A 15469-nucleotide genomic window follows, 5' to 3' on the forward strand; every position below is an offset into this window, starting at 1 on the left:
TTTAATGCCTTTGGCCGCTTCCTTGGCGAAAGCTTCTAATTCTTTTTTGTTCATTTGCATCTGCCTATCCTTAACTCTTACTAGAGTATGTTGTGATAGGCAGTTACACAAAATTAGTTACAGGCTCAATATTAGGCAAAGATACTGCTCCGCGACCTTGTAAATGATTGGGCGGATAATTAAACACCTGCTCTCGTTGAATTAAAGTGGTAGTTCTTGCTTTAAGCCGTACTGTATTTTTTTTGATGTTAAAACTTGCGTGTATTTTTTGTCCAAAAATGTCTTCTACTGCAAAATAACCTGTCGCGCGTTTACCTTTAACGAAACCCTCTCCATGTGGAGTGGATATTAAATCGTATTTTCGAAGTCCAAATAGTTTACCCGTCGGTATTCTTTTTTCTGAACGTCTACCTTTGGTTTGTTGATAATCTCCTTTAGCAACGTGCTTTTTGTAAAAAATATGATTATAAGAAGAAACTATATCACCATCGTTACAACAAATAGCAACAGCATCATAAGCATGTGACTTAGGGAGATTTAGGATTTGCTCTCGTTTAAATTTAGTCTCGTAACCGAAGGTCTCTGCAAAGTGCCACTGTTTTTTTAGTTGCGCTTTAATAATACCTATCTCAGTAGCATGTTTTGTTTTTGATTTATTTGTTTTTATTTCAAACTTACCTTTATGCAAATCATCATGGCAAAGCTTACATAGGGTTATCAAGTTGTTAGGCGTATTCGTTCCACCCTGCGACCGATAAACTATATGGTGTACGTGCAGATTATTGGCATGCTTTATCTTACGACCACTTCGGCAAGTGTATTTATCTCTATGTAAGATAAAGGCTTTGAGATTATAAAACTCTTTTTGTGGACCGTTTTTATATCCGATGCTCTCAACCTCAGGATTGGTTATTCTGTGAATATCGAAGCTGGCTGTTTCCACTTTCCATTGTGTAATAGGTAAAATACTCTCCACTTGGCGTTTTTCTCGTAAGTGAGATTGGAATTTACTATTCACACTTGGTGCTAAACAACCTTCTTTTCTCATAACCGCACGATTAAGAAAACGGGGTTTGCGGTAACGACACTTCCTTCCTCTACGCGTTCTGCGGTACATCTTACGTTGTTGCATTTTTTTAGAGACGTCGGTACGCAAAGCGACTTCGCTCTGATAAACGACATCCCCATTGGCAATAGCAGCACAGCCAATTACCTTACTGCCTGTATCCATGCCAGCCACAACAACCTGCTTGTGACCGCTGGAGCCATGCAATAATTTTATTGTGAAAGGTATTCTATTAATAACCTTTGCTTTACCTGCATCAAGCAATTTACGCGCCCGACCTGGCTTACATGGCATTAATGGTTCACCCTTTTTGTTAAGTACATACGCTAACATTAAGCGTATCTCCTTCGAGTAATGCGTAACTATTCACTTAAGGCACGAACAGTATTCGACTTCCTCTCGACCAGATAATATAGCTTCGCAAAGTGGTTGACTATCCCTAACTCGTTGAGATTGTTTACAGAGCCACGACAGAGCATGGGACTGAGGCGATATCCCAAGGTGTCTACATCTAAATTATCGTTTACTAACATTGTTTAATCCTTAGTCAGTGATCTGGTCAACTAGGCATTCAAATGCCTCGACTCTCTTCTATAAATGAGTCGTGAGTAATTGACTCGCCTTGCTCCTTTAAAATTTCCAATCAGCTGCAAGTTTAGCAAGTGATTTTTTAAAATATAAAAAGTAAAATAAACAATAAGCCTGATATATATATAACAAGTCTTGTTTTGTAGAGCTTGCTAACAGGCGTGTGGTGCAGGTTTATATTAATAGAAATTGAATTTAAGTGAAACACATTGTCTTGAAAACCGTTTCGGTAAGTTACCGCATGTCCAAGTCAATTTATTCGCTCACAGGGTCTATGACACAAATTTTCGTTGGATTCTAATGGTATCATTCAAAAGTAGCTGCTCATTACGCAGAATATCGATGTATGCTAATTAAAAGGTTACAGTTAACTTCAACGCGACTGCTTTATCTGAACGAAACCAAAAGCACATAGCGGAAGTTGAGCGATTTAACCTTTAATCAGAGCTTTAAGCGATGCGGAACGACTTTTTTTGGTTTTCCAGTTGAACTCACAGCCCATACCGGACCATTCCAGAATTCCAGATTTTCAGAATTCCGCCACCCCTTTCAAAATGAAACCCCTCCGACCGCCCCCATCACCGGCAGGTGTGCCGTTGTCCCAAACCCAGCAAAAACTCGACCACCAGATCCCCACAGTTGCACCGTCCGCCAAAATTTCGCTGGCCGAATACGTCGATCATGGGCCGGTTCGAAAATCCCGCAGCGGGTCGCTGGGCGCAAAATAGCCGCACAGGGTGTTTTTCAAACAAAAGTGGGTGAGACCCAGAAACGCCTAGACCCAAAATCTATAAATCGGTGGGTCTGGAGTAACTAGATGATTTGTATGGGAAAAATGGTGGCCCGACCCTGACTTGAACAGGGGACCTGCCGATTATGAGTCGGATGCTCTAACCAACTGAGCTATCGGGCCATTTAGAGAACGCTTGAAGACAGAACTTCAAAACGGTGCGCAGTATAAGCAGTTTTGAGTGTGTTGTCATCAGTTTGTGGTGTGGAACGTATTGATTGATGAAAAATTGCACGAGAAGCGATAAAACAATGAAAAAAGCAGCGCCTAGGGCGCTGCTTCATTCGGATAATCTAATCTGTGTCTCGACGAATTAGAAAGGTAATGGCATGGGATTGCCATTTAGCGTTGCTTGGCTGTCTTTAAGCGAGAAGCTAAGCGACAGCTTGCCTTCTTTTTCAATCAACAAGCCTTGTTGCATTAGAGAGTCAACTATCATGGGTGATTGCTGCACGGCAATTTGTTCAAGCTCTTCTGGAGACATCCCTGCTGTTTGTGGATTGTTAGCAAGTTGATTTTTCATGTATCCGTTTGCAATCAAGGTGGCGACATCTTTATCGGCATTCAAATCAAGTTGTGCGGCAATGTGGGCAACCCAAAATTGTGGGTCGGTCAACTCGGCTGGTAGTGCTTCAATACCGACCAATTGCAGATCACTAGTGATGCTGATTTGACCTTGCGGCAGGGTTCCAGAAAAATCGGTGATCTTCAGCTGTGGACCCGCTTTTAGCAAAGTGACTGCATTTTCTTGGAAAAACATCATGGTTTGCATTTGTACTTCATCTTCACTGGCGAATTGCATTGTTTTGGCAAGTTCTTGATATGCTTGGAAGAAGGGCACACTTAAGTGGTTAAATTCGTAATTGAAGCTAAAGTCACTGATTACATAATCCTGTGCTTTTAATTTTGCCACTGAAAAACGCTGCGTCATGTCTAACAATGTTTCTTCATCGTTTACGTCTGAGGAAATAATCAGTGCTAAATCCTGCAGCATAAATGCAGGGGTGGTGTTGTCTGTTTCAATAAACTGCGTACTGGCAATCCTAAATTCAACTTCTGAGTCTTTTAACGTGCCTTCAAGGGCTTGCATAAAGTTGCTATCGGATTGCACGGCTAGCGACATATTTTCAACGTTCAATTCGCCCGACTCACCGCTGGCATTTAGAGATTCAAGCATGCCTTGATAGTTGAAATTGTCGTTGCTATAACTGCCTTCGCCGCTAAAGCCGGCAAAGTTTAGGACGCCGTCACTTTCAGGTGACGTCGCGGTAAAGGCGGGTATCTTATCTTCTAGGGTGCCACCGCCGAAAAATCCGTAAGTCGAAGAAAATTCATAGAAAGGTTGGTTTTTGTCAAAGCTCAGAACATCTCTTAGGTTACTACCGTCATACACTAGGCGCCAGTTCGCCATGCCAATTCCAGCGGCTGGACCAAAAAAGACCGGGCCGTGAGTCGATGTCAACTTAAGTAGAATTTGCGGCATCTGCTTGTCTGCATCGAAATCGTTGTCCGGAGCAAGTTTAGCCAAGTCTAGGGTAACCTTGATGACCCCATCAGAGTTAAACCAGCCTTCATTAAATTCAACCACTTCCACATTGTAACCATCGATCGCACTTAGCTCGCTAGTAACATTATTTACTGCATCAGTAACCTTGGTGGAAACAAGTTTGGGGACAAGTAAGATAGCGGCAACCAACAAGGTTAAGAGTAGATAACGTTTTTTCATAAAAACTTCCTGTGTGATACATCAAACATTCCGTTGTAAGGCGGCCTGTTTTTAAGAGGTCGTCACCGAACGAGTAGGTGAGACGAGAGTTAGCGGACGATTATGCCATAGCAACTGTTTGAAGCAAATAGGGGGCGAGTAAAGTCAGTTGGTAATTGACGCTAATAAAAAGTTGCAAAGCTCTTGTAGTACTTTGGGTTCAATTAGTTCATAAAACTATTAACAAATATAACCAGAAGGTCTAAATATGCTTGAAAGTCAATAAAATAGGGGTGCAAGGTCGAAAAAACTTTGTTATCTTCATTGCAACGCCAATAATTCTTAAAAAAACAAAGGGCATCAAGCCAAAGCGGAGATTGAAATGACCGAAAAACCATTCTTGGTGAGTGGACGCAACACCATCATACATAAAATCAGGAAATATGACTTGCTTGTGTTAAACGGTGAAGATTACCCGCCGGTGTTAGTAACACACAAAGCATTAAAGGAATACACGGGTAAAGTTCCAGAAAACAAGCGTGATGCCAAAATGATGGACATGGAGTTAGTTGACCTTACTTCAATCGATGTTTTCGGTGACGAAAAAACCTTATTATTTGTTCAAACGCTTAACGGTAAAGAGTACAAAGTGGATTACAGTAAGTTAGGCACGCCACTGTTTATTAAAGTTCACCAAGACAACGCGTTTTAATTCTGCGTATAAATGCGAGGCAATCGCCTCGCTATCATTTTACCCCTTCCAGCACCTACTTTATGTTCCGTATCTAATGTCGCGTGCTCTTGCAGCTTGTAACCAGTCATTACCAATATACGTTAAATCACCTCTGCTGAAGACCAATTATCTCAGTATTTACGCCACTTATCGCTTGGCCTCACAATGCGGTATTTCATCGGATCCAACTGCCCTAAATTCATGTTCTTGCCTATTGTTCTGACATGTTCAAACCAACCGCTGTTTGAACAAAAACAGTAACGATCAAAGGTGGAAATATCATGAAAAATAGTAATGTTAGTTTCGTAAGCAACACGCTTGTCAAAGCAACTGCCGTGATTGGCATTGTGTTGGCGATCCTCACTAGTTCAAACGCGATCGCAGCAATTGATAAATCAACAGAAGCAAAGCTGATTAAAATATGCCATGCGCTAAAAAGCGACAGTCGTGTAAAACTGCATCGTACGGTCAAGCAAAGTCGTCTTGGCTACAAGCAAATTGCGGCTGGACTTAAATGTAACGGTAAATCGGCAATGGAATTTGCAATGCTCAATAATGCACAAAAAACCGCAGGATATTTAGCAAGAAAATCTAATATTAATGCAAACCGTATGTTAGCTAAACGCTAACCAAAAGTTAGCACTGCGCACGTTTTTCAGCTGATCAGTGATAATTAGGTTTATCCATCTATCAGGTGCATTTATCCCAGCAAGCTGTGCGTTAGTCACAATGGCCTGTGAAATAAAACTGTCAGTACTACACTTTTAAACGTCGGAGTAGTGACCCGATGAATACATATTATTTAGATGTGTATTGTTTCCTGGATTAAACGAGGCTGCATGTCGCAAGGCACAGCCTCTTTTTTTATTGCTGAAAACGTTTTTGTTAACCCTTGCTGTAAGACCATCTTGCATTACAGTCAATTATTCCGCTACAACCGCAGTTTCTTAACTGTGTGCCCGCTAGGGCGTTTATTTGTTCACTTTCGGGGGCTTTTTCATTCCTCTATTGCGTAAAAAATATATCAATTATCGTCGCTTTTAACTTGGTATTCTGTGTAAGAACTGCTATTCCTTAATGCACAACTAAATGAATTTTCTAAAATTTGTACGGTAATTATTTACCCGGTCTCAACTTTCTAGAATGATGGTCACTTTGTGAATTACATTCCCCAAATGAGTAGTTAAGCTTTTATGTTTTCTGTTTTGATTTGCGATGACTCCATGGTCGCCCGAAAACAAGTGTCCAAATGCCTTCCGCAAGACTGGGACGTTGCTGTGCATTTTGCCAAACATGGTCAAGAGGCAGTCGCCGCGATCGAAGAAGGCAAAGGGCAATTGATGTTCCTCGACCTGAACATGCCGGTGATGGATGGTTATGAAACGCTAAAAGCCATTCAACAAAAAAAGTTACAGTCTAAAGTTGTGGTCATCTCTGGAGATATTCAGCCTACAGCGCACGAACGGGTAAAAGCCCTTGGGGCCTTGGAGTTTATTGAAAAACCGGTCAGCCCAGAGCAAATTCTGGAAGTCTTGGTTAAGCATCATTTAATTGGCGAAGAAAACAAAGAAGAAGAAATTGATGCCTCCGCGTTACCTGCAGACATTCGTGATTGTTACCAAGAGATAACCAATATTGCGATGGGACAGGCAGGGGATCACCTCGCGCGCATACTCAACGTTTTCGTGAAACTACCCATCCCTAACGTGAACTTAATCGAAGTATCTGAACTGCATATGATGCTGCAGGATATAGAAGACAAAGACACAGTGTCAGGGATCTGTCAGGGTTTTCTTGGTGCCGGCGTATCGGGTGAGGCGTTGTTTATTCTAAGTGATTCGAGTTTTGGTGATGTCGCTAAAATCCTCGATATCAACGAAGAAGTGGACGATCAAGTCCAGTTAGAAATGTTGATGGATGCGGCCAATATTCTAATTGGTACTTGTTTAAGTGGTCTGGCTAATCAACTTGATCTTAATTTCAGCCAAGGCCACCCCGTTGTGTTAGGGCAACATCAAAGTATCGCTGACTTGATCCTACGTAATAAGGCCAAGTGGCGTCGCACACTGGCAATTGAACTTAGTTACGGTTTAGAAGGCTATAATGTGAATTGTGATTTGGTGTTACTGTTTACCGAAGAGTCAATGAAAGTTATGAACTATAAACTGTCACATTTGTTGGAGGACTAGCCATGACAGACAATGATGATATGGCGGAATTCCATTGGATGATGGACATGGTGCAAACGGTCGATGTGGGGATCGTTGTTCTCAACAAAAGCTACCAAGTGAAAGTCTGGAATGGCTTTATGGAGAGCCATAGCGGTTTACTTCCTAGTCAGGCTCAGAATAAAACCCTGTTTGAATTGTACCCTCATATCATTGAGTCTTGGTTTAAACGCAAAGCCCAACCGGTCTTTCAGTTACGTACTCGGGCTTTTATGACATGGGAGCAACGTCCTTATTTATTCAAATTCCCGAACTATCGCCCCATCACCGGCAGCGAAGACTATATGTATCAAAATATCACCCTATCTCCTTTGGCCAGTGCCACTGGTCAGGTCAATAATATCTGCATGATGATCTATGACGTAACTGACGTAGCAGCGCATAAAAAGCAGCTGGAAGCCTTACAAGTGAGAGTCACTGAATATGAAGAAAAAGGGTTAACCTCTTAGTCACATCACAAGATCAAACTACTCATTAAACGGAAGAGTTTCACATTAAGTCGGTCAGGCGATTGTTGTGGTACATTAATTGCTGGATAAGCACAATAATTCCTGAGTAATAATAACCTTACTCCTAACTGAAGACTGATACCTGACATTTTCTATGAAATTAGCCATGGCCGTTGTTTTACCGTTTCACCTTTTCCGCACATTGCTGTTGTGTGCAATGTCACTTTGGTTGTTTGGCTGTTCGGGAGGTTCGCTCGACAGTGACACTGACCAGCCAGATCCGCTGGTTTTAGTTAATGCTGGGGCCAATCAAACCGTCAACGAACAAAGTAGAGTGGTACTCAATGCCTCGGCAGTTGGCACCACCGACACGCTCACCTATTCCTGGAGTGCGTCGCCAAGTCTAACGATCATCCATGCTGATCCTAATGCACCCGCCGCAACTTTTGTCGCGCCTAGCACCACCACAGTGCTCTCCTATACCTTAAGTTTAGTGGTCACCGATGGTAACGGCAATCAAGGTAATGACACCGTTCAAATTACGGTGCAACCGGTCAATGAGTCGCCCAATGCACTGATCACTGTGACCCAGCCAGTGCTTGCCCCTCAGGCTCGTTATCCCGCTGGCGTCGAAGTGATCCTCAGCGCCAGTGCTAGTAACGATATTGATCCACCGGACACTCTTAACCCGATAGCGGCATGGAGATGGCAACAAACTGCCGGAACCGATGTATTAGGCAGCGTCAGTTTAGACGGTGACAGTCTTGCGTTTATCACTCCCATTTTAGACGATGCCAGTGACTTGACCTTTGAATTAACCGTCACCGACCAAGAAGGAGCTCAAGATACGGCCATGATCACCTTGGGTGTGCTCAGTGCCAGCCAAACACAACCGTTAGTGAATGCCGGCGTGGATCACCAAGTGTATTCTGGCGAAACCATTATTCTTACAGGCAATGCCAGTACCAGTATCCCCGCTGGGTTGCCGTTAGAGTTTAATTGGTTAAACGATTCTGAATTAGTCCCCTTCATTAACAATCGCAGCGCAGAAAAGACCTTTGCTATTGCCCCTAGTGTGACCCAGACCCAATCCGTTACCTTTACCTTGTCGGTGACAGATAGTTTTGGCAATGTGGTTGATGACAGTATCAGTGTCCGCATCAAGCCATTGCCATTAAGTTCAGTCAACGACACGGGGGTTATGCTTCAAGCATCATTGACAGAAAATGGCACCCAGCATCAAGCTGATTTCCCAGGCCAAGACGGTCAACGAGGACGCGACATTGTTAACGAGAATAATCAGTTAGAAAAAGCTGGACGGGGTGAGCAAGGTTTTGATTTTACCCGATTGGATGCGTTTGGCGATGAACAAGACGATGAGCAAACCAATTGGTCTTGTGTGCGTGACAACAATACTGGACTGGTGTGGGAAGTGAAAACCACTGACACCGGTTTACACTCTCAACAGCATCGTTATTCATGGCTGCAAGCCACTAATACCGGCGGTTTCCCCGGCGTTACTGGCTCGGCAGGCGTTACCTGTGCCAATAGTCAATGCGATACCTTATCCTTTGTAGAGGCGGTGAATGAAGAAGGCCTATGCAATTTCTTCGACTGGCGGTTGCCGACTCACAATGAGCTTCTGTCACTGGTGCATTTTGGTAATGTTACCGGAACAAAAATCGATTTAGACTATTTCCCTAACACCAACGATTTGCAAACCTCACCTTTGTGGTATTGGACAAGTTTACCCAGTGCCGATGGCGTATCGGGCGGCGGTGCGCGCACTGCGTGGGCAATTGACTTTGAGACGGGTAATGACAACTTCTTAAATAAAGCGACCTTAAATAAAGTGCGTTTAGTCAGAGGGGGACGTTAATATGAAACACATTCAATGGCTAGGTATGACGTTATTGGCCGCAACCTTGAACGTCAATGCGCAAAATTGTGTATCAGAGATTGTCGATACCACGCCGGACATTCGCTTTATCGATAATGGTGATGGTACCGTAACTCATGAGACAACGGGGTTAATGTGGATGCAATGCAGTATCGGCCAGACGTGGTCCAATGGTAATTGCGTTGGCGATGCGGCCCAGCTCAATTGGCAAGAAGCACTGCAAACGGCCCATGGCTTCGAGATCGCCAGTTTGGACGGATGGCGATTACCGAATGTGAAAGAGCTGGCGAGTTTGACTGAGCGAAAGTGCGTGCGACCAGCAATCAACACCACTATGTTTCCCAACACAGCTGCTGATGATTATTGGACCTCGACGCCCTCCTTGAGCGATCCTCAACGAGCTTGGGTGGTTGCATTTTTCAACAGCAGCAATTCAATCAAGCAAAAAAACTTGTTTGTGTTTGCGCGTCTAGTGCGTACTGTCGATTAACGTGTAATTTATCAGCCCTGTCTCGTCGAGACTTTTCATCTTGCCCATTTACGTCCAGAATAACCACAAATAGGCTTTGGTAGAGATACATGCGGTTTTTGTTGTTAATAATATGCTTGCTGGCTTCGCATCGTGTGATTGCGGACTTAAAGTGTGATGTGGATTTGAAATATGGCTTGGTGGTCAACGATAAGCAAATTCGTATTATCGATGAAAGCCGTACCATATATCAGATTAACGGCACCAGTCAGTTAATCGTATTGGGCAACGTAGTAGAGCTTGAGCCTGAGCAACAACACGATTTAGAGCGCATTTCCAGCGGTATTCATTATGTGGTCCCTAAAATGATCATTTTGGCTACCGAGGGCGTAGAGCTGGCAGTAGAAACGGTCGAACATGTTTACCAAGGGTTGGTTGGCACCGATCATAAAAGCTATGAAAAGCTGCAGTCATCGCTACAAAGGGTGCAACGCCGCATCCGCGAACGCTTTATCCACGCCACCGAGCATTTTTATATTGGCCCGGGACGTTTGGAAAACGTTAACGATTTGGTCGACCGAGAAATCGAAGAGCAAATTGAGCAAGCGATCACTACCTCTGTGGGCGGCGTGTTATCGGCTATCGGCGGATTAACCGATGGCGGTAGTGAAGAAACTGAACAAAAAATCGATGACTTGTCACAACGACTCGAACTTATGGGGCAGGAAATTGAACGCCAAGTAGGCTCTAAAGCGGATGTGTTGCGTAAAAAAGCCCATTGGTTTTGCAATAAAATGCATCAACTCGATACGATCGAAGAACGTTTACGTGAAGCAGTTCCACAGCTTAAGCCTTACAATGTGATCATCACCTCAGAAACTCAAACTTCCTATATGCACCCTTAAGGGAGTTCTCAAACACTTAAGGCTGTTCTCACACCAAGGTTTCCAGCAAGCTATTTAGATACCGTTGCCCGTGGGCAGTGAGCTGCCAATCAGTGGCAGAATCAGACAGTAGGCCTAATTGGATTGCGCGTTCTAAGTTACTCAGGGTAGCCTGTGGTAAGGAGTAGCCCGTCAACAACTCATAATCTGACTTTGGACAAGGCTCCATCAGTCTGAGCCGATTCATAAAAAATTCGAAGGGTAAATCTTGTTCCTCCACCTGCCACTGCTTGTGGGTATAGTCTTTGGTGAGATCCATGTAGCCACGAGGATGCTTGACCTTTTCAGTACGGATAATCTGTTGATTGTTCACATCGGTGATTTTGCCATGGGCTCCGCAGCCAATGCCTAAGTAGTCACCGAAGCGCCAATAGTTGAGGTTATGCTGACATTGGTGGCCGGCTAAATTATAGGCACTGATTTCATATTGTTGGTAGCCGCCTTTGGCAAGCAATGCCTGTCCACGCTCTTGAATGTCCCATAAAATGTCATCATCCGGTAAGCTAGGTGGTTTAGAATGAAACTGGGTGTTGGGCTCGATGGTGAGTTGATACCAGGATAGATGCGGAGGTTGCTGCTCAATTGCGGTTTGTAAATCGGATAGTGCGTCGGTCAAGCTTTGCTCTGGAAGTCCATGCATCAGATCCAAATTAAAACTCTTGAGCTTGGCTTGCTTGGCGTATTCAGCTGCATTTAGGGCTTGAGCGCCATCATGAATGCGGCCCAAGGCTTGCAGTTTAGTTTGCTGAAAACTCTGCACGCCAATCGACATGCGGTTCACACCGGCCTGACTAAAGTCGATGAATTTTTGGCTCTCAGCGGTACCAGGATTGGCTTCCATGGTGATCTCTGCCGTCGCGCTTACATTCACTCTTTGTTTGATCCCTACCAGTAAGCGCTGCATCGCTTGCGCACTGAGCAAACTGGGCGTACCACCACCGATAAAAATGGTGTTGACGGTGCGATCCCGCACTTTGTCAGCATCAATTTCAAGGTCGGCTAACACATGACTGATATATTCGTCTTCGGGGATGACGTCTTTCAATCCGTGGGAATTGAAATCACAGTAAGGACACTTTTGCACACACCACGGAATATGCACATACAAAGATAAGGGGGGGGGAGTCAAACTTGGAATTCCAATTTTTTACTGAGCTTTTCAAATAAGATTTTTAGCGCTTTGCCGCGATGGCTTAAACGATTTTTCACTTCAGGCATAAGTTGGGCAGAGGTGAGGTGTTGTGACGAAACCCAAAACACCGGATCATAACCAAATCCTCCTTCGCCCCGTCTTATTCGGCTAATATGACCATGCCACTCGCCTTGGCAAATGATCGGTGTGGGATCTTCGGCCGATTGCATGTACACAATCACACATAAAAAACGCGCTTGTAGTTTCTCATCAGGGGTATCGGCTAACGCGGCAAGCAGTTTATCGACGTTCTGCTCATCGGTCGCATCTGGACCCGCATAGCGTGATGAGTACACCCCAGGAGCGCCGTTAAGCGCATCGACGGCTAAACCAGAGTCATCGGCAATGGCCGGCAAGCCAGTGACCTTGGCGGCGTGCCGCGCCTTGATAATGGCATTTTCGACAAAGGTAGTGCCGGTTTCATCGGCATCATCGACATTGAATTCACTTTGCGGCACCACTTCAAACGGGAAGTCTTGAAATAAGCGAGCGAACTCCTTTACTTTACCTTTGTTACCAGTAGCTAGAACGATTTTTTGTTTCACGGGCGGCCTTTAACGTTATTTATTCGTATTCAAGTGGGTCAGTCTGCTGGTTTTTCGCGAAGGCTTCTAAGCGTTCTTGGCAGGCTCCGCATTTACCACAAGCCTTTTCTCGACCATTGTAACAAGTCCAAGTTTGACTGTAGTCCAAGCCCATTTTTAACCCATCGGCTAAGATATCGATTTTACTCACGTCCAGATAGGGGCAGGCTATTTCGACGGCTTCATAATTTGCAATGGCGCACACATCATTCATCTTGTGAACAAACTCAGGCCGGCAATCTGGATAGATAGCATGGTCACCAGAATGTGCACCGTAGAATACCTTGTTCGCTTCAAGGGATACGGCATAGCCCACCGCCATCGATAATAAAATCATATTGCGATTGGGCACCACGGTTTGCTTCATACTTTCTTGTTCGTAATGGCCTTCCGGCACCGCAATATCAGACGTCAGCGATGAGCCACCAATTAATTGATTGATTGCGGAAATGTCGACTATTTTGTGATGCACGCCTAAATTACGACACGCAGTGGCAGCATAGCTCAGTTCTTTGTTATGGCGTTGTCCGTAGTCAAATGACAGCGCAAATACCTCGTATCCCTGGCGCACCACTTTGTTTAGCACGGTAAAGGAGTCCATACCGCCGGAAAAAATAACCACTACCTTTTGAGACATTGAATCTGCTTCTCTATAATCTGGGAACTGATACACTCTAACAATGGGCTTAAAATGCCTGTTGCTGTGTTTAAGATGAGTTTAATAGGTAGATTATGCCGCCCGAGACACAAAAGGGCCAGAGTTTGCTATGAATTGAAGTGAATTTAGGAATTATCGTTGCCAAGTCAAAACAGTTATAAAATAAATGAAGTGTTCGAATCGATCCAAGGGGAGGGGGCGTTAACCGGTGTGCCTTCCATTTTTGTACGCCTGCAAGGCTGCCCTGTGGGCTGCGCTTGGTGTGACACTAAACACACTTGGACCTTAGACGAACAATTAAAACGCTCAGCCCAAGAGGTCATGGCGCAAAAAAATGAGTCGGACAACTGGTTTGAAAGCTCTATTCAGGCATTGTTATCGTTGTTTGAACGGGAAGGTTATACCGCCAAAAATGTTATCTTAACAGGCGGTGAACCATGCATGTACGATTTACGCCCACTTTGTGCAGCACTTGAGCAACACGGTTATGCTATTTCAGTGGAAACCAGCGGCACTTTTGAGATCTTGGTGTCCGAGTCGACCTGGGTCACGGTATCGCCAAAAGTCGATATGAAAGGCGGTTACCAAGTGCGTGAAGACGCTATTTTACGCGCCAATGAAATTAAACATCCGGTGGCAATGGACAAACATATCGAGGAGCTGGAAACTTTGTTAAAGTGGGCAAAACAGACACCGCCGCCTTTAGTATATTTACAGCCCATCAGCCAGCAGAAAAGGGCTACAGAGCTGGCAGTAAAAACCTGTATTGCAAAAAACTGGCGTTTGTCGTTGCAAACCCATAAGTTTATCGGTATCGAATAAAGGAGCCTGACATGTCCGACAGAATGGAATTGTTCTTTTCAAAATACGCTACTGCATTGGACAACGGCGACGCGGAAGCCTTGTCTGATCTGTCAGTCAGACCAATGATTTTTGTGTCCGATGAAACCAAACGTATTTGCCATTCTCACAAAGAGGTTGTCGAGGTCAATTCCAATTTGATTGCCGGTTTAGGTGGCGGTGGCGTGGTTAAACATCAACCCACAGTGACCCAGTCTATGCGTTTGTCTGATACCGTGTTATTCGTGTCAGTGCGTTGGGAATTTTTTGATACTAATGATGCTAAATTGTTCAGCTGTATTTGTTCCTATACGCTGCAGATTGAGAATGATGACAGCGTTAAGGTGCTGGTGTTAGTGGTTGATGATGAGCAAAAAATTATCACCGAGCTGATGAAACAGGCTCAGGAGTAACCCATGTTACGGTTTATGCTAAGCGCGTTGTGTCTTGTGGTGAGTGCCAATAGTTTGGCCGCCACTTGGTCTATTACCTATCCAAGACCCTTAACTGAAAATGATCAGCGCACTGCATATCCAGTGGATCTACTTGCGTTGGCGCTTGATCAAACGGGGGTTAATTATCGTCTTATCCCCACTGACAAGCCTCTTTTGCAAGAAAAAGCATTAAAACAACTGGCAGAAAACCGCAACGTCAATGTGGTGTGGAGTATGACCGACACCGATCGTGAGTCGCGATTATTACCCATTCGTATCCCCATCTATAAAGGCCTTATCGGTTGGCGTGTGTTTATGGTGAGACAAGATCGCCTCAAAGAATTTAAAGCCATCGATACCCTGCAAGCGTTACTCAAGCTTAAACCTATTCAAGGTTATGATTGGCCCGATACGCGCATTTTGCAATCCAATGGTTTTGACGTAAATACCTCAAAATCCTATACCGGCTTGTTTACCATGCTCGCCCAAAAACAAGGGGATTTTTTGCCTCGCTCCTTGATCGAAGTGTGGGCCGAATTTGATAGCGAAGATTTGCACGAATCGATCCGCGTCGAGCCTTCATTGGGCGTTCGATACCCCGCGGCCATGTATTTTTTTGTGAATAAGAATAATAAAACCTTGGCACGTTTACTCGAAGTGGGAATGGAAAAAGCCATTGCCAACGGACAGTTTGACGAGTTGTTTAATCAACAATTTGACACCTCGCTAAAGCGCGCCGACATGGATACACGATTCTTCTTTGAAATCGATAATCCATTGTTGCCAACCTCAACCCCAGTGGGCAGAAAAGAATTGTGGTACTGAGTTGCTACTTATGAGTCTACATTAGATTGATCACCAGAAATAAAAAAAGGGCGGACTGTTAGTC

Annotated in this window: 16 protein-coding genes and 1 tRNA gene; 10 read left to right on the forward strand and 7 right to left on the reverse strand. The window is 44.3% G+C overall.

Annotated elements, in window-relative coordinates:
• Positions 1-103 precede the first annotated feature (103 nt).
• The 4 genes from iscB to ABD036_RS09905 all read right to left on the reverse strand — a co-directional run bounded on the left by iscB (position 104) and on the right by ABD036_RS09905 (position 4170).
• Positions 104-1399, reverse strand: a complete 1296-nt coding sequence (gene iscB, locus ABD036_RS09890; RefSeq protein WP_343859315.1) for an RNA-guided endonuclease IscB — start codon at positions 1397-1399, stop codon at positions 104-106.
• 29 nt (positions 1400-1428) lie between these two features.
• Complete coding sequence (locus ABD036_RS09895; RefSeq protein WP_343859318.1) at positions 1429-1599, reverse strand: hypothetical protein; 171 nt, start codon at positions 1597-1599, stop codon at positions 1429-1431.
• An 891-nt stretch (positions 1600-2490) separates the two neighbouring features.
• Positions 2491-2567 (reverse strand) — tRNA-Ile (locus ABD036_RS09900).
• A 190-nt stretch (positions 2568-2757) separates the two neighbouring features.
• Positions 2758-4170, reverse strand: a complete 1413-nt coding sequence (locus tag ABD036_RS09905) for a YdgA family protein (protein WP_343859321.1) — start codon at positions 4168-4170, stop codon at positions 2758-2760.
• Positions 4171-4531: 361 nt separating this feature from the next.
• On the opposite strand from ABD036_RS09905, the gene ABD036_RS09910 reads away from it, so the two are divergent.
• The 7 genes from ABD036_RS09910 (at position 4532) to ABD036_RS09940 (ending at position 10833) form a co-directional block, all read left to right on the forward strand.
• On the forward strand, positions 4532-4861 hold the full coding sequence (locus ABD036_RS09910; protein WP_343859324.1) for a hypothetical protein: 330 nt from the start codon (positions 4532-4534) through the stop codon (positions 4859-4861).
• A gap of 302 nt (positions 4862-5163) precedes the next feature.
• Positions 5164-5511: a DUF3718 domain-containing protein gene (locus tag ABD036_RS09915; protein ID WP_343859327.1), complete on the forward strand. Its 348-nt coding sequence runs from the start codon at positions 5164-5166 to the stop codon at positions 5509-5511.
• 564 nt (positions 5512-6075) lie between these two features.
• Entirely contained in the window at positions 6076-7071 is a 996-nt protein-coding gene (locus ABD036_RS09920) for a response regulator (protein WP_343859330.1), read from the forward strand.
• Positions 7072-7073: 2 nt separating this feature from the next.
• Entirely contained in the window at positions 7074-7559 is a 486-nt protein-coding gene (locus ABD036_RS09925) for a PAS domain-containing protein (protein WP_343859333.1), read from the forward strand.
• Positions 7560-7713: 154 nt separating this feature from the next.
• A complete protein-coding gene (locus ABD036_RS09930) occupies positions 7714-9438 on the forward strand; it encodes an Lcl C-terminal domain-containing protein (protein ID WP_343859336.1) in 1725 nt (574 codons plus the stop codon).
• Position 9439: 1 nt separating this feature from the next.
• Positions 9440-9949, forward strand: a complete 510-nt coding sequence (locus ABD036_RS09935; RefSeq protein WP_343859339.1) for an Lcl C-terminal domain-containing protein — start codon at positions 9440-9442, stop codon at positions 9947-9949.
• An 89-nt stretch (positions 9950-10038) separates the two neighbouring features.
• Positions 10039-10833 (forward strand): YggN family protein, encoded by a 795-nt coding sequence (locus ABD036_RS09940; RefSeq protein ID WP_425542566.1) that lies wholly within the window; start codon positions 10039-10041, stop codon positions 10831-10833.
• A 28-nt stretch (positions 10834-10861) separates the two neighbouring features.
• Here the strand turns inward: ABD036_RS09940 and hemW are convergent, their stop codons facing one another.
• The 3 genes from hemW to queC are packed head-to-tail and all read right to left on the reverse strand — an operon-like array spanning position 10862 to position 13285.
• On the reverse strand, positions 10862-12001 hold the full coding sequence (gene hemW, locus ABD036_RS09945) for a radical SAM family heme chaperone HemW (RefSeq protein ID WP_343859344.1): 1140 nt from the start codon (positions 11999-12001) through the stop codon (positions 10862-10864).
• A complete protein-coding gene (locus ABD036_RS09950; protein ID WP_343859347.1) occupies positions 11998-12609 on the reverse strand; it encodes an XTP/dITP diphosphatase in 612 nt (203 codons plus the stop codon). The genes hemW and ABD036_RS09950 overlap by 4 nt, the downstream gene beginning before the upstream one ends.
• A gap of 19 nt (positions 12610-12628) precedes the next feature.
• Entirely contained in the window at positions 12629-13285 is a 657-nt protein-coding gene (gene queC / locus ABD036_RS09955) for a 7-cyano-7-deazaguanine synthase QueC (protein WP_343859350.1), read from the reverse strand.
• 159 nt (positions 13286-13444) lie between these two features.
• Between queC and queE the strand changes: the two genes are divergently transcribed.
• Genes queE through ABD036_RS09970 form a run of 3 tightly spaced genes read left to right on the forward strand, consistent with a single transcriptional unit; the run spans position 13445 to position 15405 of the window.
• On the forward strand, positions 13445-14128 hold the full coding sequence (gene queE, locus ABD036_RS09960; protein WP_343859353.1) for a 7-carboxy-7-deazaguanine synthase QueE: 684 nt from the start codon (positions 13445-13447) through the stop codon (positions 14126-14128).
• 11 nt (positions 14129-14139) lie between these two features.
• On the forward strand, positions 14140-14559 hold the full coding sequence (locus tag ABD036_RS09965) for a hypothetical protein (protein WP_343859356.1): 420 nt from the start codon (positions 14140-14142) through the stop codon (positions 14557-14559).
• A 3-nt stretch (positions 14560-14562) separates the two neighbouring features.
• Entirely contained in the window at positions 14563-15405 is an 843-nt protein-coding gene (locus ABD036_RS09970; RefSeq protein WP_343859359.1) for an amino acid ABC transporter substrate-binding protein, read from the forward strand.
• Positions 15406-15469: the final 64 nt, after the last annotated feature.

The sequence above is a fragment of the Aliiglaciecola litoralis genome (genome assembly GCF_039523355.1).
In the GTDB taxonomy this organism is placed as follows: Bacteria; Pseudomonadota; Gammaproteobacteria; order Enterobacterales; family Alteromonadaceae; genus Aliiglaciecola; species Aliiglaciecola litoralis.

What these genes read in the sequence shown, in the direction of transcription:
- iscB (WP_343859315.1), bottom strand. Translation starts at nt 1,399, where the DNA reads ATGTTAGCGTATGTACTTAACAAAAAGGGTGAACCATTAATGCCATGT.
- ABD036_RS09895 (WP_343859318.1), bottom strand. Translation starts at nt 1,599, where the DNA reads ATGTTAGTAAACGATAATTTAGATGTAGACACCTTGGGATATCGCCTC.
- ABD036_RS09970 (WP_343859359.1), top strand. Translation starts at nt 14,563, where the DNA reads ATGTTACGGTTTATGCTAAGCGCGTTGTGTCTTGTGGTGAGTGCCAAT.
- ABD036_RS09940 (WP_425542566.1), top strand. Translation starts at nt 10,039, where the DNA reads ATGCGGTTTTTGTTGTTAATAATATGCTTGCTGGCTTCGCATCGTGTG.
- ABD036_RS09925 (WP_343859333.1), top strand. Translation starts at nt 7,074, where the DNA reads ATGACAGACAATGATGATATGGCGGAATTCCATTGGATGATGGACATG.
- ABD036_RS09935 (WP_343859339.1), top strand. Translation starts at nt 9,440, where the DNA reads ATGAAACACATTCAATGGCTAGGTATGACGTTATTGGCCGCAACCTTG.
- queC (WP_343859350.1), bottom strand. Translation starts at nt 13,285, where the DNA reads ATGTCTCAAAAGGTAGTGGTTATTTTTTCCGGCGGTATGGACTCCTTT.
- ABD036_RS09915 (WP_343859327.1), top strand. Translation starts at nt 5,164, where the DNA reads ATGAAAAATAGTAATGTTAGTTTCGTAAGCAACACGCTTGTCAAAGCA.
- ABD036_RS09905 (WP_343859321.1), bottom strand. Translation starts at nt 4,170, where the DNA reads ATGAAAAAACGTTATCTACTCTTAACCTTGTTGGTTGCCGCTATCTTA.
- ABD036_RS09930 (WP_343859336.1), top strand. Translation starts at nt 7,714, where the DNA reads ATGAAATTAGCCATGGCCGTTGTTTTACCGTTTCACCTTTTCCGCACA.
- ABD036_RS09910 (WP_343859324.1), top strand. Translation starts at nt 4,532, where the DNA reads ATGACCGAAAAACCATTCTTGGTGAGTGGACGCAACACCATCATACAT.
- ABD036_RS09965 (WP_343859356.1), top strand. Translation starts at nt 14,140, where the DNA reads ATGTCCGACAGAATGGAATTGTTCTTTTCAAAATACGCTACTGCATTG.
- ABD036_RS09920 (WP_343859330.1), top strand. Translation starts at nt 6,076, where the DNA reads ATGTTTTCTGTTTTGATTTGCGATGACTCCATGGTCGCCCGAAAACAA.